Origin of the sequence: Tundrisphaera macrotermitis (assembly GCF_051175315.1) — a bacterium.
Taxonomy (GTDB): Bacteria; Planctomycetota; Planctomycetia; order Isosphaerales; family Isosphaeraceae; genus Tundrisphaera.
In genome coordinates, this window is the sequence record NZ_CP195100.1 from 1,351,217 (window position 1) to 1,368,398 (window position 17,182).

Here is a 17,182-nt window from a genome sequence, read left to right on the forward strand (position 1 = left end):
GCGGGGGGCGAGGCCAGAGAAACCGGCCCCCGCACGATCGCCCCGGAGACGTCCCCAGGACCATGAGCATGACGAACCCACTGGAGCAGGAATGCTCGGCGATGGCCGACCGGGCCCGGGCGGCCTCGCGCAAGCTGGCACTGGCGCCGGGGGCCCTCAAGGATGATTGGCTCCGTCGTTCGGCGCGGGCGCTCCGGGAGCGTGCCCCCGAGATCCTCGCCGCCAACGCCGAGGATGTGGCCGCCGCGCCGGGGCTCGGGCTGAACGCTGCGGCCATCGATCGGCTGACGTTGAACGCCAAGCGGATCGACGGGATCGCGGCCAGCCTGGAAGAAGTCGCCGCCCTGCCCGACCCGATCGGCGAGGCCATCACGGCGAGCCGCCGGCCCAACGGGCTCGACGTGGCCCAGATCCGCGTCCCGCTGGGCGTGATCTTCATGATCTTTGAGAGCCGCCCCAACGTCACGGCCGATGCCGCGGCGCTCTGCGTCAAGAGCGGCAATGCCGCAATCCTCCGGGGCGGCAAGGAAGCGATCCACTCCAACCGTGCCCTCCACCGGATCCTGGCCGACGAGCTGGAACGGTGTGGGCTCCCCCCGGCCTCGGTCCAGCTCGTCGCCACCACCGACCGCGCCGCCGTCGGGCACCTGCTCGCCCTGTCCGACCGGATTGACCTGGCCATCCCCCGGGGCGGCGAGAGCCTGATCCGCCGGGTCGTGGCCGAGGCGAAGATGCCCGTCCTGAAGCACTATCACGGCAACTGCCACGTCTACGTGGACGCCGACGCCGACCCGGCCATGGCCGTCCGGATCGTGCTCAACTCCAAGGTCCACCGGCCGGGCGTGTGCAATGCCGCCGAGACCCTGCTGGTCCATCGGGACATCGCGCCGACCTTCCTCCCGCTGGTCGCCGACGCCTTGGGATCCAAGGGAGTCGAACTCCGGGGCGACCCCGCCGCCGTTGGGTTCGTTTCGACGATGACCCCGGCCAGCCCGGAGGACTGGGACACCGAGTACCTCGACCTGATCCTGGCCGTGGGCGTGGTCGACTCGATCGACGCCGCGATCGCCCACATCGCCCGCCACTCGTCCGGGCACACCGAGGCGATCGTGACCCAGCGTCTGGCCTCGGCCCGCCGCTTCGTCGCCGAGGTCGACTCGGCGGCGGTCATGGTCAATGCCAGCACCCGGTTCAATGACGGCGGCCAGCTCGGCCTCGGGGCCGAGATCGGGATCAGCACCGACAAGTTCCACGCCCGCGGGCCCTGCGGCCTCCGCGAGCTGACGACCACCAAGTGGGTCGTCCAGGGGGACGGCCAGATCCGCGAGTGACTCGCCCTCCCCTGCCCGTTCCACGTGAAACGCGAACGGCGGCCCGGGGGGGTGGGGTCGCCGTTCGCCTGACTTGGGTTCGTTTTGGGGAACCCGACCCGAGGCGGGTTGGGTTCGTTTTGTCTGACTTCGGGACCGGGCCGGGTGGGGTTCGTCGTCCCGTCTCGGCCCGAATCGGCTTGGGTTCGTTTGGACTTCAGCGGGCCATGAGGCTCGCCGCCTTGCGGACCAGCCCGAGGAACTCGCCGCGATAACCGGAGTCGTCGCGGGCGGCGGGGCCGGCGGCGAGTTCTTCCACCACCGGCCAGGTCAGGCTCCCCTTGTGGGCCGAGTTGCGGAGCATCAGGCCGAACCCGGCGACCGCCGAGGCGAACTTGAAGTCGTCGGACGCGGCGGCGAAGTCCTTGCGGTCGTCGTCGATCTTCCGCTCGACCAGCCGGCTGACGTCGCCATCCGGGGCCTTGAAGCGGAGCCGGAAGTCCATCATCCAGCCGTCGTTGGCGGCGGGACGATTCTCCCTCGGGACGATTTCGTAGAGGGCGGTCACCGAGAGACCGGCGCCGATCTCGCCGGCGTCCTTGGTGTCGTCGGCGAAGTCCTGGGCCCGAAGCATCCGGTTCTCGTAGCCGATCAGCCGGTAGGCCGCGACCTCGTCCGGATTGAACTCGACCTGGATCTTCACGTCCTTGGCGATCGTGACCAGGGTCCCGCCGATCTGCTCGACCAGCACCTTGCGGGCTTCCTTCAAGGTGTCGATGTACGAGTACTGGCCGTTCCCCTTGTCGGCCATGCTCTCCATCCGATCGTGCTTGACGTTGCCCTGGCCGAAGCCGAGGACGCTCAGGGAGACGCCGGTCTTGCGCTTCTCCTCGATCAGCTTGTCGAGTTCCTCCTTGGAGCTGATCCCGACGTTGAAGTCGCCGTCGGTGGCCAGGATCACCCGATTGGTCCCGCCCGGAATGAAGTGGCGGACCGCGAGGTCATAGGCCAGTTCGATCCCCTTCCCGCCCGCCGTCGACCCGCCGGCCTGCAGTTGATCGAGCGTGGACAGGATCTCCCCTTTCTGGTCGCACCGGGTCGGCGGCAGGGCCAGCCCCTCGGCCTGGGCGTAGACGACGATCGAGACGCGGTCGTTCTCGCCGAGGGCGTCGACCAGGAGCTTCATCCCCGCCTTGAGGAGCGGGAGCTTGTCCATGTCCTGCATCGAGCCCGACACGTCGATCAGGAAGACGAGGTTGCTGGCCGGCCGGTTATCCGCGGCCACCGCCCTGCCCTTCAGGCCGATCCGGGCCAGGCGATGATCGCTCGACCACGGGGACCGGGCGATCTCGACGTTGGCCGAGAACGGCTCGTCCCCCTTCGGGGCGGGATCGTGATAGGTGAAGTAGTTGAGCAGCTCCTCGATCCGGACCGCGTCGGCCGGGGGCCGGACGCCCTGGGTCAGGTAGCGCCGGACGTTGGCGTAGGAGGCGGTGTCGACGTCGATCGAGAAGGTCGAGACGTTCGACTCCGAGGTCGTCACGAACGGGTTCTCGTGGATCGGCTGGAAGGCATCACCGCCGATCCCCTTGTCGTCCCGAGCCTCGGCCTGCTTGAGTTCAGGGACCGGCGCCGGGTCGATTGGGCCGATGTTCTGCAACTTCATCCGGGGCGAGCGGGCCGCGTCCTGCTCGCGAGGGGCCTCCGCGCGGAATCTCGCATCGACCTTGGGTTGCATCGCAGGGTCGACATCCTGGAGCGAGTTCAGGTTCGTGCCGGCGGAAGTTCCCGACTTCTGAGGATCGGCCGGGACCAGAGACTTCACCTCCTCAAGGTTCGTCCCATACCGGAGGGATCTGACCGGACGCGGCTGCGCCTGCGGACGGGCCGCGGGAGCGAGGGACATTTGATTTCCCTGGCCCCCCGGGCCGGTTGCGGCCCCACGGGCGAGGGCTTCCGACTCGGCGACTGCCGTGTTTGGCCGGAGGTAGTCCGCATTGCCGTACGTCAGGATCCGCTTCTCGTTCACATCTCGGGACGACTGCTGGGCGGCACCCGGAGCCGATGGGGCTGGAGAAGGCGCGGCCCCGCCCATTCCCCCGCCCTGCCCCATGCCCATGCCCATGCCCATGCCCATGCCCATGCCGGCGTTCCCCGCGGCGGAGGGGATTCGTCCTCGCGCGGGCTGGCCACCGCCGGCGGCGCGGGCCATCATCGGCGGGCTCTCCCCTTCGCCCTGGGCACCCTCCCGGGCGACCGGTGCGGGCATATCGGGCGGTGGGACGAAATACTTGACGTCGTCGTGCATGTATCGGCCCGACGGTAGTTGCGGTTCGTCGGCTTCCTTGGGCGACTCCGCCTCGACCCTGGGGCGTGCCCTCGTGGCCGGGTTGGGCCCCGGATCGGACCGGGCCAGAAGCATCTCGCTTGCATCACTCGACGGGGTCGCGAGTCGGGCCTGCAAGGAACCTTCACCTCGATCGCCCCGCTGCGTGAGCGTCACGACCAGCCCGAGGATTCCGGCGGCGATCCCCCCGCTGGCGATGATCCAGCCCAGGCGGGACGCGCGGCGTGGCGGAGGCTCGGATGGCATGGGGATCGATGAGGCGATCTCGGGCGTGGGTTCGGCCTTGAGTTGGGCCGTCAGGAGGTCGGCGGTGGCTCGGATCTCGGCGAGGACCCGCTCCGCTTCGGGGTCGTCGGCGAGCAGAGTTCGCATCTCGGCCATCTCGGCGTCATCGAGTTCGCCGAGGGCGTAGGCGGTGATCCGGTAGTCTTCGGGGTCGAACGGCATGATCGGGCTCCTCTCGGTTCAGGCTTGGATGGGAGTTCCGGTGGCCCGATGGTCGGCGAGATTCCCCCGGAGCGTTTTCAATCCGACATGGATTAGGTAGCCGACGTTGCCGATGCTGTGGCCGCTGATCCGGCTGATCTCCTGATAGCTGAACCCGTTCTGGAATTTGAGCCGGATCACTTCCTGCTGGCTGGCCGGGAGCAGCGTCATCAGGTCGAGGATCTTGACGACGGTGTCCTGGCGCTCGACGACTTCGGTCGGGCCCGGGTCGGGGCTGGGCCTGGCTAGCGTCTGTTCGTCGCTCAATCGGGTCATCCGTTTCTCCTTCCGCAGGACGTCCAGGGAGCGGTTGCGGCAGACCGTGAAGAGCCACTCCGCCAGGCGCGGCTCGACGTGGGACCGATCCTGCGCGCAGAGCCGCAGGAACGTGTCCTGGACGACGTCGCGCGCCGACTCGGCGTCCCCCACGAGGCGGACGGCGTACCGCATCAGCGGCCCCTGGAATCGCGAGACCGCCAACTGAATCCAGTCGGCCTCGTTGCCGGTCGGGCTTCCCGTCATGGCGTTCGCTCGGCAAGAAATCGTGTCGCATCCCACCCTTCAACGGATGAGCCGACGACTTCTTGGACCGGGTCGCGAGATTCGTCGGTGCGGGGAGATTCGGGGCGGCGCGGCATCGGCCACCGCCCCGGTGGTGACAACCCGGGAGGCCATCCGGCTCAGTTGGACCGGCCGAGGTACTCGCCGGTCCGGGTGTCCACCTTCACCAGGATGTTGGCGTCGAGATGCTCCGGGACCTGGATCACATGCCCGCTGGAGAGCGTGGCGGGCTTGGTCCGGCCGGTCGCCGAGTTCCCGCGGACGCCGGGGGCGGTGTCGGCGATCATCATCTCCACGGTGTCGGGGATCTCGATGCCGATCACCTCCTCGTCGACGACCAGCGCCTCGACCCCTTCCATGTTCTCGGTCATGTAGGGGGAGAAGTCCTCGACGTCCTCGGGCTTCAGCGAGAACTGGTTGAAGTCGGCCGAGTCCATGAAGTGGAAGCCGTCCGGGTCGCGGTAGAGGTACTGGACCGGGCGGCGCTCGAAGCTGGCCTCCACCAGGGCGTCAGTCCCCTTGAAGCTCTTCTCCACCCGGTTGCGCGTCTTGAGGTTCCGGGCCTTGACCTTGTAGAGCGTCGCGGCGCCTCGGGCCGAGGGGGACTGGACCTGGATATGCTCGATCATGTGGGGGGCGCCGTCGATCTCGACGACCATCCGGCGCTTGAAATCCTTGGCGGGCACCACGGCGGCTCATCCTCGATGGGGTGATGGGTTGGAAGCTCGCCGACCATCCTACCCCACGTCGCGGCGCCGATCGATCGAAGCTCGCACGATTCCCCGCCCCGCCCCGGCGTCCGCCCGTTCGAACGACCCTCGCCCCCGGGGCCCGGCGGATTGCGGGGGTTGGCCCGGGATCTCGGGCCCATCGGCGATCCCCGACTCGGAGTTGAAGACGTCGTCCGTCTCTCCGGCCGGCGACGACGACCCGGCCACGCCGGAGGAGCGATATTAGGCCACCAGCGAGATCAGGAACGATGCGGCGACCCCGATCGCGGCGATCGCCAGCCCGACCATGATCCCGCCCATGATCCAGGTCTTCAACGGAAGCTCGTCGCCCCGATGCCGCGACAGCGGGGGACGGGCTGCCTCCGGCTCGTCCTCCTCCAGGATCGCCGCGATCGAGGGCCGCATCGGCCTCAAGACCTTCGGCCCGGGCATGTCGGCATCGCCCGGGCCGTCCAGTTCGGCGAGTTCGGCGATCGAGACCACCGGGATCGCCTGGGCCGGGGCGACCCGCCCTGCCCCAGGCCGGATCGGCTCGTCGTCCAGCGCGACGAGTTCGGCGAGGGTGTACCCACGCCCCGAGGACTCCGGCTCGTCGGGCCGGTCGCGACGGATGTATTCGTCATCGTCGTCGTCGACCACCAGTGCGTCCAGGACGATCGGATGGGCCGCGTCCGCCAGTGCCTCGTCGAGGCTGCGCAGCAGGTGATCGTGGTCGGCGAAACGGTCCTCGGGCTTCTTGGCCATCATCCGGCGGGCGAGGCGGCCGATCGGCTCGGGGAGGTCGGGCCGGAGGACGCACGGATCGGCGACGGGTGCTGTCACGTGCCGGGTGAGCTTGTCCGCGAGGTTACCCCCCGGGTAAGGGGGCTTGCCCGTCAGGAGGTAATGGAAGGTGCAGCCGAGCGAGTAGATATCGCTTCGCACGCTGGTCTTGCGGCTGTCCCGGGCCTGCTCCGGGGCCATGTAGTCCACGGTCCCCACCGTGGTCCCATCTCGGGTGACCCGTTCGTCCTCATCGGAGAGCTGGAGGGCCAGGCCGAGGTCGATGATCTTGGTCTTCCCGTCCGGGGTCAGGAGCAGGTTGGCGGGCTTGATGTCGCGATGGATCATCCCCTTCGCGGCGGCGTACTTCAGCCCTTCGGCCGTCTGCCGGATCACCCGGGTTGCGTCCTCGACCGACAGCGGGCCCTCCGACCGGACCCGTTCCTGGAGGTCCCCCCCCTCGACGTATTCCAGGACGAGGTAGTGGCGGCCGCGGTCGAACCCCCGGTCGTAGATCATCACGATGGTCGGGTGGTCCAGCGCCTCGGCGCTCTTCGCCTCGCGGATGAACCTCTGGAGGAGGATCAGGTTCTTGGCCAGGTCGCCGGGCAGGACCTTGACCGCGACGATGTTCCCGGTCTCCTCGTGCACCGCGCGGAACACGGAGCTCATGCCGCCCGAGCCGAGTTGCTGGAGCAGGAGGTAGCTGCCGAGCCGGAGCGTCGGTCGCGGATCGGGACTCGGTTCGGCCTGGTTCATCCCCGCTCCTCGATCAGACCACCGATCCGACACCCCGGCGCGGGCCGGAACACCGCGCCGACCGTGCGGCACCTTCTACGTTCATTGTGGGGCGATGGTTTGCGGACTTCAACCGGAGAAGGCGCCGTCCGGCCCGGCCGATCAGAGCCGTCGCATGTGGAGGCCGCCGTCCACGTGGATGACCTCACCCGTGCTGAACGGGAAACCGCCGGTCGCCAGCGCGGCCACGGCCCGCCCGACATCCTCCGGCGTGCCCCATCGGGGGATCGGGACCAGCCCGTCGGCGATCCTCCGGTCGTAAGCCTCGCGTACCGCGCCGGTCATGTCGGTGGCGATGATCCCGGGCCGGACCTCGAAGACCCGGATCCCGCGGTCGGCCAGCCTCGCCGCGAAAAGCTGGGCCACCATGCTCAGCCCCGCCTTGGACACGCAGTACTCGCCCCGGTTGATGCTGGCGAACTCGCTCGACACGGACGTGATGAAGGCGATCATCGGGCCGGGGCCGTCGCCCGGGTCGCCCCGATCGAGCATCGCCTCGGCAACCGCCTGGGTCAGGAAAAATGGCCCCCGGAGATTCACCCCGAGCACGCGGTCCCAGCTGTCCGGGGAGAGGGCGAGCAGATCCTGGCGGGTCTCCGGCGCCACCCCGGCGTTGTTGACCCAGGTATCGATCCGGCCGAACCTCTCCAGGACCTGACGCGTCAACTCCTTGCCTTGCGACAGGTCGGCGACGTCGGCCCGGATGGCCACGGCCCGGGGCGATCCGCGTCGCTCGGCCTCGCGGCAGGCCTCCTCGGCCGCCCCGGAGTCGGAGCGATAGTTGACCACGACGGAGTATTGATGGGCGGCCAGTTCGGAGACGATCCCCCGGCCGATCCCCCGAGAACCGCCGGTCACCACGGCCACCCGCTCGTTGCCCATCGTCGTTCTCCCGGATACGGCTCGATCCCCAGCCCTTCGCCGTTGACAGGATACCGCCTTCGCGACAAGAATCGTATCCTCGATCGACATCTGATCGCGCGCCCGTAGCTCAGTTGGATAGAGCGGCGGTTTCCTAAACCGCAGGTCGCAGGTTCGAACCCTGCCGGGCGCATCCCTCTCATCTCCGGACGATCCGACGCCGACCCTCTCCCTTCATGCGCCCGTAGCTCAGCGGATAGAGCAACGGTTTTCTAAACCGTCGGCCGCAGGTTCGAATCCTGCCGGGCGTAATCGCGGCCACCGGGCCGAATCACCGGCCGGGATGTCGCTCTCGACACTTGACATCCGGGGCCGACTCGATTCCGATGGGGCCGTGACGCAGACAATGTGGATGCCGTCCCGGTTCCACGTGAAACCCACCGCGTTCGGGCCCGCCGAGCGGCCGGAGGCCGGTCCCGACCACCGTCAAGCGGTGCAACGCCCGGGGTGTGCGACTGTCATGGACATCACCGAAGACAAGACCTCGCCGAATCCGGGTCAGCACCTGACCGACCTGCAGACCAGCTGGACCATGATCCGGCTGGCCCATGCCCCGGGTCCGGCGGGCCAGGCGGCGATGTCGGAGCTGATCGGCCGCTATCACGACGCCATCCTCCGGTATCTCCGGCTGAAGCTCCGCGATGCCAACCTGGCGGACGAGGTCTTCCAGGAGTTCTGGACCAAGCTCCTCGGGCACAAGCTGGCGGGCGCCGACCATAACAAGGGCCGATTCCGCGACTATCTCAGGACGGTCCTCCATCGCCTGATCATCGATCACTTCCGGTCCAAGAAACTCCAGGCCCTCCCGCCGGGCGACCTGCTCGACCCCGATGTGCCCGACGAGGATTACGATCGCGTCTGGCGAGAAGCCGTGCTGAATCGGGCCTGGCTCCGGCTCGAAACGTACGAGGCCAGCACCCCGAATAACCGGTATTCGTCGGTCCTGCGGCTCCGCCGCGACTTCCCCAAGGAGTCCATCGAGGCGATCGCCGCGAAGTTGAGCGGCCAGTTCAAGGTCAACATCTCTCCGGAATCATTCCGGAAGACGCTCCAGCGAGCCCGGGCGAAATTCTTCGACCTGCTCATCCTCGAACTGCGCGAGACGATCCACCCCGCGACCGATCAAGATATCGAGGATGAAATCCAGGCCCTCGGGCTGGGTCATCTGTATCGGAAATATTCGAGCGGGGTTTCTACGGAGTGAGTCCGGCGCGCCAGTCTACGCCCTTGCCCCAACTTTGGTGGACCCTTTGCCTTCCCCGTTTGTCTAATTTTTGCGCCGACGCTTGACCTGCTCCCTGCCCGCGATACAGTTCTTGTACCAAACGTTGATCTATCGTTCGCGAACTGACGCGAGATGATGGACGCGGGACGGCTGCACCATTGATTGACCAGCTTCTTTGAGGAGCGGCGATGCTCGTACTTTCACGGAAGAAGGATGAGTCGATCATCATCAATGACCACATCCGGGTCACGATCGTCGAAGTCCGTGGCGACAAGGTCCGCATCGGCATCGATGCGCCGAAAGATGTCGCCGTGCATCGGCAGGAAGTCTACGAGGCGATCCAGAATCAGCGCAACCTGAGCGTCGAACCGATGCCCGTGGGTCCTCCGAAGGAAGATGAGCCGAACTGAGTCGGCCAACTTCCCTCCGAGAATCAACCCTTCGCGACCGCCTCGCGTTCCCTGACTGCCCGGATGAACTCCCGCATCCAGGGTCCGTTGTCGGGCCATGCGCGGGCCGAGATGATCGGCCCGTCGATGACGACGGGCTGATCGACGAAGCTCGCCTGCGCGACGGCCAGATCCGTCGCGAGCTCGGGATAGCAGGCCATCGACTTCCCGGCCACGGCCCCTGCCGCGATCAGGATCAGCGGCGCGTGGCAGGTGACCGCGATCGGCTTCCCGGTCTTGAGGAACTGGCCGAGGATCTCCAGCACCTCGGGGCGATTCCTGAGGTACTCCGGGGCCCGACCGCCGGGCAAGACTAGTGCGTCGTATTCGGCCGGCTTGACCTCCGAGAAGGTCAGGTCCGCGGCCACGCGGTAGCCCGGCTTCTCGGTATACGTGTCGAACCCCGGCTCGAAGTCGTGGACGACGGTCAGGATGGGCCGCTTCTCCCGGGCCGCGATGGCGACCTCCCAACCCTCCTCCTCCAGCCGGAACTTGGGATAGAGGATTTCGAGGGCTTCGCCGGCATCGCCGGTCAGGATCAAAACTCGTCGCATCGACCTGTCCCGGAATGGAGTGACGTGGCGGCTGAGGGATCAACCTATCGATTCGGGCACCATCTTGCAAGGGTACGACCCCGATCCGAAAGTCGGGCCGGTCCACCCTTGACCCGGGGCCCGAGGCACGCTAAATTGACTTCACGACTGGCACACGGCCCCATCGTCTAGCCTGGTCTAGGACACATGCCTTTCACGCATGCAACGCGGGTTCAAATCCCGCTGGGGTCACTATCCTCCTCCGCCTGATCTTCGAGTGACGGCACTGTGCTTCTGGTCCTGTCGAGCAGGACCGCCACGAGGAGATCGCTCGCCACGTTGGTGGTGGAGCGGCATCGGCCGAGGATCCAATCCACGGCCAGCAAGAACGGGACGACGTTGTTGACCTCGGCCTCCGGCAGCTGGACCGTCTTCAGGACCAGCAGCAGCGAGATGAGGCCCGCGTCGGGCACTCCCGAAATGCCAATCCCGGCGAAGATGCACGCGATCGACGCCACGACCTGCTGGCCGAGCGGCATCTCGACCCCGATCGCCTGCGCGACGAACAGGACCGCCATCGCCTCATAGAGCAGGATCCCGTCGTTGTTCAGGTTCGTGCCCACGCAGGCCGCCAGGCGGGCCGATCGGGCCGACACCCCCATCCGGTCCAGTGCCCGCAGCGTGACCGGCAGCGTGGCCAGGCTCGACCCGGTGCCGATCGCCGTGGCCAGGGCCTCCCGCCCCCCCATCCAGAACTTTCTCGGGGAGATCTTCGCCACGAAGATCATCCACCCCTGGTAGACGATCAAATTCTGGATCAAGAGCCCGATGATCCCGATGGCGACATAAGGGATCAGCCCGCCGAAGGATCGGAACCCGTGGCTCCCCACCGCCTTGGCGACCACCCCGAAGACCGCCAGCGGGATCAGGGCGACGATCCAGCCCAGGGCGATCTCCAGCCCGCGATAGATGGCGACGATCGAATTTTCCAGCGATCGGTATCCATCCTCGTCATTGCGGATCTGCTCGTCCTTCACGACCCGCAGCGCCGCGCCGCCGAGGACGGCCAGGATCACGATCGTGATGATCGAGTTCTCGACGAACGGCCGGACCAGCGAGGTCGGGATGTAGCTCAGGAGTTCCCGGGTGAAGTCGATCGACCGATCCGGGGCGATCTGGGATCGCATGGATCGGAACTCCGAGGAGACGGCGGCCGAGGCCGACGAGCGGGCCAGGTGGAAGCTCTTGCCCGGCTGGAAGACGTTGGACAGAGTCAGCCCGATCACGACCGCGATCGTGGCGTTGATGGCGGAGATCGCGACCATCGTGCGGGCATCGCGGCCGCGGATCCGGGTCCGGAGGAAAGCGTCCAGGACCGCGAAGAACAGGAGCGGGCCGGCGAGCCCCTTCACGACGTCGAGGATCGTCGTGCCGATCCGGGCGAGCGGCGCGGCCCGATCCCCGAGGATTTCGCCCGCCAGGACGCCGAGCGCGATCCCGATCAGGATTCGGGCGACCACCGGGATGCGCGGGAGGCGGGAGCGTGCGTCACGATCTGCCGAGGATGGCTCGGCCGGTTGGCTGGTCATGCGTGGTCACCGAGTCCTTCGAGATGGGCCATCACGCAACCGGCCAGCCGCGAGACGTTGTAGCCGCCTTCCAGCACGCTGACCAATCGGCCCCCGGCATGCTGGTTCGCCACCTCGATCACGTCTCGGGTCATCACGGCGAAATCCTCGGTCTCCAGCCCGAGGTTGCCGACCGGGTCCTCGGCATGGGCGTCGAAGCCGGCGCTGATCAGAACGAGTTGCGGCTTCATCGCGTCTGCAAACGTCTGGAGCTGCGTTCGAAAGGCGTCCAAGTAATGTCGTCTCTCGATCCCGGCGCGTAACGGGACGTTCTTCGTGGTGCCCAGCCCGCGCGCAGTTCCGGTCTCGTCGCCCAGTCCCGTTCCGGGATAGAACGGATGGCGATGGATCGAGAAGAAGGCCACCCGCGGATCCTCGTAGAAGATGTCCTGCGTCCCGTTGCCGTGGTGCACGTCCCAGTCGACGATCAGCACCCGGTCGAGCCCTAGCCGATGCACGGCATCGGCCGCCGCCACGGCGACGTTGCCGTAGAGGCAGAAGCCCATCGGCCGGTCGGGCAGGGCGTGGTGCCCGGGGGGTCGGACCAGGCACAGGGCCCGCCGGGTCTTGCCGGCGATGACGCTGTCGACCGCGTCGACGGCGGCCCCCGCCGCCAGCCGGGCGGCGACCTCCGACAGAGGCGAGATCCAGGTATCCTCTTCGACCTGGCCTCCGCCGGCGGCGACCTGCCGGGTGATGTCCGCCAGGTGGGCCGGGGTGTGGACCCGGAGCAACTCCGCGTCGGTGGCCAGTCGGGCCGGATGGGACGGGAATCGATCCAGCATCCCGCTTCGCTTCAACTCGCGGAGGATGGTGCGGAGCCGCTCGGGCTTCTCGGGATGGCCCGGGTTCGGGACGTGATCGAGCATCCTGTCGTCGGTGTAAAGTTCGACCATGTCTCAATCTCGGAGGTGGCGGGGCCTGCGGTCCGGGCCGGGTGGGCGTCATTATAGCGTGGCCCCAGCGGCGAGACAGGCCACCCGTTCCACGTGGAACGAATCCGGGCGAGGGGGATGAGACCGGCGAATTTCGCGAGTATGATCGGCCCCCATGACATCCATTCCCACCCCTGAATCTCGACGCGCCTCCCGTCGATACCTCGCGTCGTTGGGCGGGTTGACCTGCCTCGGCGCAATCTTGCGAGGCTGGGGCCTGGGCCGCCTGGGGCTGACCCACTTCGATGAGGGGATCTACGCCCTGGCCGGCCTCTGGTCGCTGAGCCCGGGGGGGATCGGGGCGATCTCGCCAGGGTTGATCCCCTATGCGCCTCCGGGTTTCGTCATCCTGGTGGGGATGGCGTATGGGGTGTTGGGGGCGTCGGATTTCGCCGCCATCGCCGTCTCGCAGGTCGTGGGGGTCGCCACCATCCCGACGGTCGCCTGGGTCGCCGGCCGGAGTTTCGGCCCGAGGGCCGGGCTCGCCGCGGCGGCGCTGGCGGCCAGTTCCGGGGCGCACGTCGCGTTCTCCCGCATGGCCCTGACGGATGTCTCGTTCCTCCTGGCCTGGCTGGTCGCGCTTGGTGCGGGTCAAATGCTCCTGGAGCGGCCGGGGCCGGGGCGGGCCATCCGGCTCGGGATGGCGGTCGGGCTAGCTCAGCAGGTCAAGTACAACGGGTGGCTGGCCGGCGCGATCGTGGCCCTGGCGGCCCTGGCGGGGCTGGTGGCCGAACCCGAGGAGCGCCGGCCGTCCCGATGGCTGCGCGTGTTCGGCTGGGGGATGTTCGCCGCCGCCGTGGCCAGCCTGGTCGTCTTGCCCTGGTATCGGTTCGTCGAGAACCATGGGGGGTACGCCGGGCTGTTGCGGCACCAGCGATCCTACCTGGGCGGGGCCAACCTGTGGCCAGGGCACCTCGACCAGCAATTCCGGCAGGCGATCGCCCTGTCCGGCGGCTGGTCGCTCGGGCTGGCCGGGTGGGGGTTGGCGGCGATCTTCGTTCTTTCGGCGGTCGCGGGAGATCGAAACGGTGCAGGGGGGCGTTTGCGACCGATCCTGGGGGGCGTCCTCGGCCCGATCCTCGCGAACCTTCCCTGGTGGATCGCGCTGGGCACCCTCCCTCGACGGATTGGCGATCGTGCCCCGGGCGTGAGGCTCCTCGGCGTGGCATGGGCCGTCCTGGCGATCCTCACCCCGTTCTATCATCCCTATGCGCGGCTCTGGCTCCCGCTCCATGCTCTGGGCTGGATCCTGACGGCCGGGTGGATGGGGTCGGTCGTCCCGATCGGGATTCGTTCCGAATCAGGCCCCCAGCCTGGTGAATCTTCACCGGGGCGACCGGCACGGTGGACCCCGGCCGCGATCGCCTGGTCGGTGGCCGTCTGCGTCGGTTGCCTCGGGTCGCACGCCTCGCTCGCGACGCGATCCCACGCGATCGCCGGGCTGTTCGATCCCTCGGATTCGGTCCGGCTGGCCGTCGATCGGCTGTCCGCCCGACTCCCCGAAGATGTGACGGCCCTGGATTTCCTGGGTCGCCCATCGGTGACATTCTACCTGGGCAGCCGGATCGCCCTCCGGACCCGGGATGGGCTCGAAGCGATGAGCCGGCCGTCCGGCCCCGGGATCTGGGGGCTGTACGACTCGGGGATCGCCGGCGGCCCGGGGGAGAGCACGAGTCTGCCTCCCGAACTGGATGAACGCTGGGAGGTCGTCGCCTCCGAGATGACTTCGCTTTCGCTCCCCACGCTGCTCGACGTCCATCCCGACGCACCGCGCTCCGAGGCGTCCGCGTCGGCGATGCGTCGGGCCCCCCTCTTGCTGCTCCGCCCCAGGCGTGCAGGATCCCTCCGATGAATCGCGAACCGTCCGGATCGCCGTGGCCCGACCCAGCCGCCCTGGGCACGCTGACCGACCTGTACCAGCTGACGATGATGGCGGGCTATGCGGCCGAGGGGATCGCCGGGAGGCGGGCCACCTTCGAGATGTTCGTCCGCAAGCTGCCGCACGATCGATCGTACCTCGTGATGGCGGGGCTGGAGCAGGCCGTGGAGGCCGTGCGGACCCTCCGATTCTCCGAGGAGCAGGTCCAGGCGATCCGGGCCTGGCCCGAGTTCGCGGGGATCGATCGATCCTGGTTCGATGCGCTCCGGGAGTTCCGATTCCGGGGCGACCTCTGGGCGATCCCCGAAGGGGCCATCGTCTTCGCCAACGAGCCGTTGCTCCGGGTCGAGGCGACCCTGGCCGAAGCGCAGCTGATCGAGACGCTGGTCCTGTCGATGATGGGCTACCCGACGCTGATCGCCTCGAAGGCGTCGCGGATCGTGGAGGCGGCCAGGGGCAGGCCGGTGGTCGACTTCGGGGCACGCCGGGGCCACGGGCCGCAGGCCGCCCTGCTCAACGCGCGGGCGTCGTACCTGGCCGGGTTCGCGGGGACCAGCCACGTCGAGGCGGCGCTCCGCCTGGGAATCCCGGCCTTCGGCACGATGGCCCATTCCTGGGTCCAGGCCTTCGACGACGAGCCGGGCGCCTTCGCGGCCTACGCGCGGCACTTCCCGGACGCCACCACCTTGCTGGTGGACACCTACGACATCCCGCAGGGGGTGAGGAACGCGGCCGACATCGAGCCGCCGATCCGGGCCATCCGGATCGACAGCGGCGACCTGCTGGCCGAGACCCGACGGGCCCGTGAGATCCTCGACGAGCGCGGGCGGCGGGACGTCCAGATCCTGGTCAGCAACGACCTCGACGAGTTCAAGATCGCCGACCTCGTGAACGCCGGGGCGCCGATCGATGCGTTCGGGGTCGGCACGGAGCTGATCACCTCGCGCGACGCGCCGGCGATCTCGATGGTCTACAAGCTGGTCGAACTGGGAGGGGCCGGGCGGATCAAGAAGGCGTCGGGGAAGAAGACCTACCCGCTCGGCAAGCAGGTCATCCGCAGCCGGGACGGGCAGGGGCGATTCGCCGGCGACCACGTGATCGCGGCGACCGAGCCCGCCGAGGTCGGATCGCTGCTCGAACCCATCCTCCGTGGGGGCGAGTTGGTGCGGCCCTGGCCGAGCCTGCAAGCGATCCGGGACCGGGCGCGGGCCGAGCGTGAGGGACTGCCCGATTCGCTCCGTGCCCTCGAAGGGTCGGGCTCCTATCCGATCACCTACAGCGACCTCCTGGAAGCCGAGGCGGCGCGGCTCGGGCTGGCCTGAGTGTCCCCGGCCCGAAGCTCCTGAGGGCGGGCCCAACTTGAACTGGACAGGGGGCAGGGGGGTCGCTACGATTCCCCGCGCCCGCTCCCGGCGATCCTGGATCGGCCCGCCCGATGGGCCGGGCGTCCCGGTCGGAGCGAGCGGGCCCATCACCGTTCGACACCCACCTCGATCGTCTCCACCGACCGACTCCCACCCGATCGCACGCCCTCGGCGCCCGCCGTCCCCGACCCGGGCAGGCCGCGCCGCCGCGTGTTGGATCGACCCCGCAGGCCCACGGATGGGCCCGGGGACGACGGCATTCTCACGGAGGCCTCCGATCGTGAATAAGCGACGCCTTGGACGCGGGCTCGACTCCCTGCTCGGCATGGGCGAGGGGGGTTCCGAACCCTCCTCGATCGAATCGGCCGACCTGATCCAGATCAACGTGGGCCTGATCGACCCCAACCCGTTCCAGCCGCGCCGGCAGTTCGATCCGGCCGAGATCACGGCGCTGGCCGACTCGCTCCGCCAGCATGGGATGATCCAGCCGGTGATCGTCCGCGCGGTCGGCGACCGCTACCAACTGATCGCCGGCGAGCGCCGGCTCCGGGCCGGGATGGAGGCCCATCTCTCCGAGATCCCCGCTCGCGTGATGGATCTCGATGATCGCCGCGTCACCGAGCTGGCGATGGTCGAGAACCTCCAGCGCGAGGATCTCAACGCGATTGAGAAGGCGATCGCGTTCCGGGACTATCTCAAGACCTACGGCGGGACCCAGGAGGTCCTGGCCAAGCGGCTCGGGCTGGACCGGTCGACCCTGTCCAACCTGATCCGGCTGCTCGACCTGCCCGAGGAGATCCAGGCCTCGGTCCTGGACGGGTCGATCACCCAGGGCCACGCCCGGGCACTTCTGGGGATCAGCGACCCCGACGCCCAGATCGCCGCCTGCCTCCGGGTCATCGACGAGCGGCTGTCGGTCCGCCAGACCGAAGCGCTGGTGGCGACCGGGGAGCCGACCTCCTCGAAGCCACGCGTCCGCAAGGACGCGGCCCACGGCCCGGCGACGGCGAAGGCCCCCCACGTGATCGAGCTGGAGGCCCACCTGAAGGACCGCTTCGGGACCTCGGTCCTGATCAAGCCCCGGGGGATCGAACGCGGGCAGATCGTGATCGACTACAACTCGCAGGATGAATACGACCGCGTGGTCTCCATGATCCGCGGCGGCTGACCCCTCCGGCCCGGCCCCCCGTCGGCTCGTATCGGTGCCGCGGGGGGAGGGCCTGTCATCTCAGCTTCCCCTAGGTATCGAGCAC

The 17,182-nt window shown here is 68.4% G+C and carries 14 protein-coding genes and 3 tRNA genes; 9 read left to right on the forward strand and 8 right to left on the reverse strand.

The annotated features are described in order from the left end of the window. Window positions 1–68: 68 nt before the first annotated feature. Window positions 69–1,331 (forward strand): glutamate-5-semialdehyde dehydrogenase, encoded by a 1,263-nt coding sequence (locus TA3x_RS05810; protein ID WP_435019196.1) that lies wholly within the window; start codon window positions 69–71, stop codon window positions 1,329–1,331. A 196-nt stretch (window positions 1,332–1,527) separates the two neighbouring features. Here the strand turns inward: TA3x_RS05810 and TA3x_RS05815 are convergent, their stop codons facing one another. The 5 genes from TA3x_RS05815 to TA3x_RS05835 form a co-directional block, all read right to left on the reverse strand. Continuing rightward, the gene (locus TA3x_RS05815; protein WP_435019198.1) at window positions 1,528–4,104 is read right to left on the reverse strand and encodes a YfbK domain-containing protein; all 2,577 of its coding nucleotides are present in this window, start codon (window positions 4,102–4,104) and stop codon (window positions 1,528–1,530) included. 18 nt (window positions 4,105–4,122) lie between these two features. After that, on the reverse strand, window positions 4,123–4,665 hold the full coding sequence (locus TA3x_RS05820; RefSeq protein WP_435019200.1) for an RNA polymerase sigma factor: 543 nt from the start codon (window positions 4,663–4,665) through the stop codon (window positions 4,123–4,125). A gap of 158 nt (window positions 4,666–4,823) precedes the next feature. Then, window positions 4,824–5,393 (reverse strand): elongation factor P, encoded by a 570-nt coding sequence (locus TA3x_RS05825; protein WP_435019202.1) that lies wholly within the window; start codon window positions 5,391–5,393, stop codon window positions 4,824–4,826. A 264-nt stretch (window positions 5,394–5,657) separates the two neighbouring features. Continuing rightward, a complete protein-coding gene (locus TA3x_RS05830) occupies window positions 5,658–6,956 on the reverse strand; it encodes a serine/threonine-protein kinase (protein ID WP_435019204.1) in 1,299 nt (432 codons plus the stop codon). A 141-nt stretch (window positions 6,957–7,097) separates the two neighbouring features. Then, a complete protein-coding gene (locus tag TA3x_RS05835) occupies window positions 7,098–7,877 on the reverse strand; it encodes a 3-ketoacyl-ACP reductase (RefSeq protein WP_435019206.1) in 780 nt (259 codons plus the stop codon). 98 nt (window positions 7,878–7,975) lie between these two features. Here TA3x_RS05835 and TA3x_RS05840 point away from each other — a divergent pair. The 4 genes from TA3x_RS05840 to csrA all read left to right on the forward strand — a co-directional run bounded on the left by TA3x_RS05840 (window position 7,976) and on the right by csrA (window position 9,551). Further along, window positions 7,976–8,049, forward strand: a tRNA-Arg gene (locus TA3x_RS05840). 45 nt (window positions 8,050–8,094) lie between these two features. Beyond that, window positions 8,095–8,167: transfer RNA gene (locus TA3x_RS05845), tRNA-Arg, on the forward strand. A 209-nt stretch (window positions 8,168–8,376) separates the two neighbouring features. Beyond that, entirely contained in the window at window positions 8,377–9,120 is a 744-nt protein-coding gene (locus tag TA3x_RS05850; protein WP_435019208.1) for an RNA polymerase sigma factor, read from the forward strand. A 209-nt stretch (window positions 9,121–9,329) separates the two neighbouring features. Further along, window positions 9,330–9,551 carry a carbon storage regulator CsrA gene (gene csrA, locus TA3x_RS05855; protein WP_435019209.1) on the forward strand — a complete coding sequence of 74 codons (222 nt, stop codon included), beginning with the start codon at window positions 9,330–9,332 and terminating at the stop codon, window positions 9,549–9,551. Between the two features lie 23 nt (window positions 9,552–9,574). On the opposite strand, the gene TA3x_RS05860 is transcribed toward csrA, so the two are convergent. After that, window positions 9,575–10,144: a DJ-1/PfpI family protein gene (locus tag TA3x_RS05860; protein ID WP_435019211.1), complete on the reverse strand. Its 570-nt coding sequence runs from the start codon at window positions 10,142–10,144 to the stop codon at window positions 9,575–9,577. Window positions 10,145–10,300: 156 nt separating this feature from the next. Here TA3x_RS05860 and TA3x_RS05865 point away from each other — a divergent pair. Then, window positions 10,301–10,375: transfer RNA gene (locus TA3x_RS05865), tRNA-Glu, on the forward strand. Here TA3x_RS05865 and TA3x_RS05870 read toward each other — a convergent pair. After that, window positions 10,357–11,712 carry a dicarboxylate/amino acid:cation symporter gene (locus TA3x_RS05870; RefSeq protein ID WP_435019213.1) on the reverse strand — a complete coding sequence of 452 codons (1,356 nt, stop codon included), beginning with the start codon at window positions 11,710–11,712 and terminating at the stop codon, window positions 10,357–10,359. The two genes, TA3x_RS05865 and TA3x_RS05870, sit on opposite strands and share 19 nt — an antisense overlap. Next, entirely contained in the window at window positions 11,709–12,647 is a 939-nt protein-coding gene (locus TA3x_RS05875; protein ID WP_435019215.1) for a histone deacetylase family protein, read from the reverse strand. Before TA3x_RS05875 ends, TA3x_RS05870 begins: the two co-directional genes overlap by 4 nt. 241 nt (window positions 12,648–12,888) lie before the next feature. On the opposite strand from TA3x_RS05875, the gene TA3x_RS05880 reads away from it, so the two are divergent. From TA3x_RS05880 to TA3x_RS05890, 3 genes are all read left to right on the forward strand, one after another. Continuing rightward, window positions 12,889–14,538, forward strand: a complete 1,650-nt coding sequence (locus tag TA3x_RS05880) for an ArnT family glycosyltransferase (RefSeq protein ID WP_435019217.1) — start codon at window positions 12,889–12,891, stop codon at window positions 14,536–14,538. Then, complete coding sequence (locus TA3x_RS05885) at window positions 14,535–15,887, forward strand: nicotinate phosphoribosyltransferase (RefSeq protein ID WP_435019219.1); 1,353 nt, start codon at window positions 14,535–14,537, stop codon at window positions 15,885–15,887. Before TA3x_RS05880 ends, TA3x_RS05885 begins: the two co-directional genes overlap by 4 nt. 322 nt (window positions 15,888–16,209) lie before the next feature. Continuing rightward, window positions 16,210–17,097, forward strand: coding sequence for a ParB/RepB/Spo0J family partition protein (locus TA3x_RS05890; RefSeq protein WP_435019221.1), 888 nt, complete (start codon window positions 16,210–16,212; stop codon window positions 17,095–17,097). The last annotated feature ends 85 nt before the right edge of the window (window positions 17,098–17,182 follow it).

Bases quoted from the DNA above. Each gene is read 5' to 3' on its own strand.
- TA3x_RS05810 (WP_435019196.1), top strand. From the start codon at position 69: ATGACGAACCCACTGGAGCAGGAATGCTCGGCGATGGCCGACCGGGCC.
- TA3x_RS05815 (WP_435019198.1), bottom strand. From the start codon at position 4,104: ATGCCGTTCGACCCCGAAGACTACCGGATCACCGCCTACGCCCTCGGC.
- TA3x_RS05820 (WP_435019200.1), bottom strand. From the start codon at position 4,665: ATGACGGGAAGCCCGACCGGCAACGAGGCCGACTGGATTCAGTTGGCG.
- TA3x_RS05830 (WP_435019204.1), bottom strand. From the start codon at position 6,956: ATGAACCAGGCCGAACCGAGTCCCGATCCGCGACCGACGCTCCGGCTC.
- TA3x_RS05835 (WP_435019206.1), bottom strand. From the start codon at position 7,877: ATGGGCAACGAGCGGGTGGCCGTGGTGACCGGCGGTTCTCGGGGGATC.
- TA3x_RS05850 (WP_435019208.1), top strand. From the start codon at position 8,377: ATGGACATCACCGAAGACAAGACCTCGCCGAATCCGGGTCAGCACCTG.
- csrA (WP_435019209.1), top strand. From the start codon at position 9,330: ATGCTCGTACTTTCACGGAAGAAGGATGAGTCGATCATCATCAATGAC.
- TA3x_RS05860 (WP_435019211.1), bottom strand. From the start codon at position 10,144: ATGCGACGAGTTTTGATCCTGACCGGCGATGCCGGCGAAGCCCTCGAA.
- TA3x_RS05870 (WP_435019213.1), bottom strand. From the start codon at position 11,712: ATGACCAGCCAACCGGCCGAGCCATCCTCGGCAGATCGTGACGCACGC.
- TA3x_RS05875 (WP_435019215.1), bottom strand. From the start codon at position 12,647: ATGGTCGAACTTTACACCGACGACAGGATGCTCGATCACGTCCCGAAC.
- TA3x_RS05885 (WP_435019219.1), top strand. From the start codon at position 14,535: ATGAATCGCGAACCGTCCGGATCGCCGTGGCCCGACCCAGCCGCCCTG.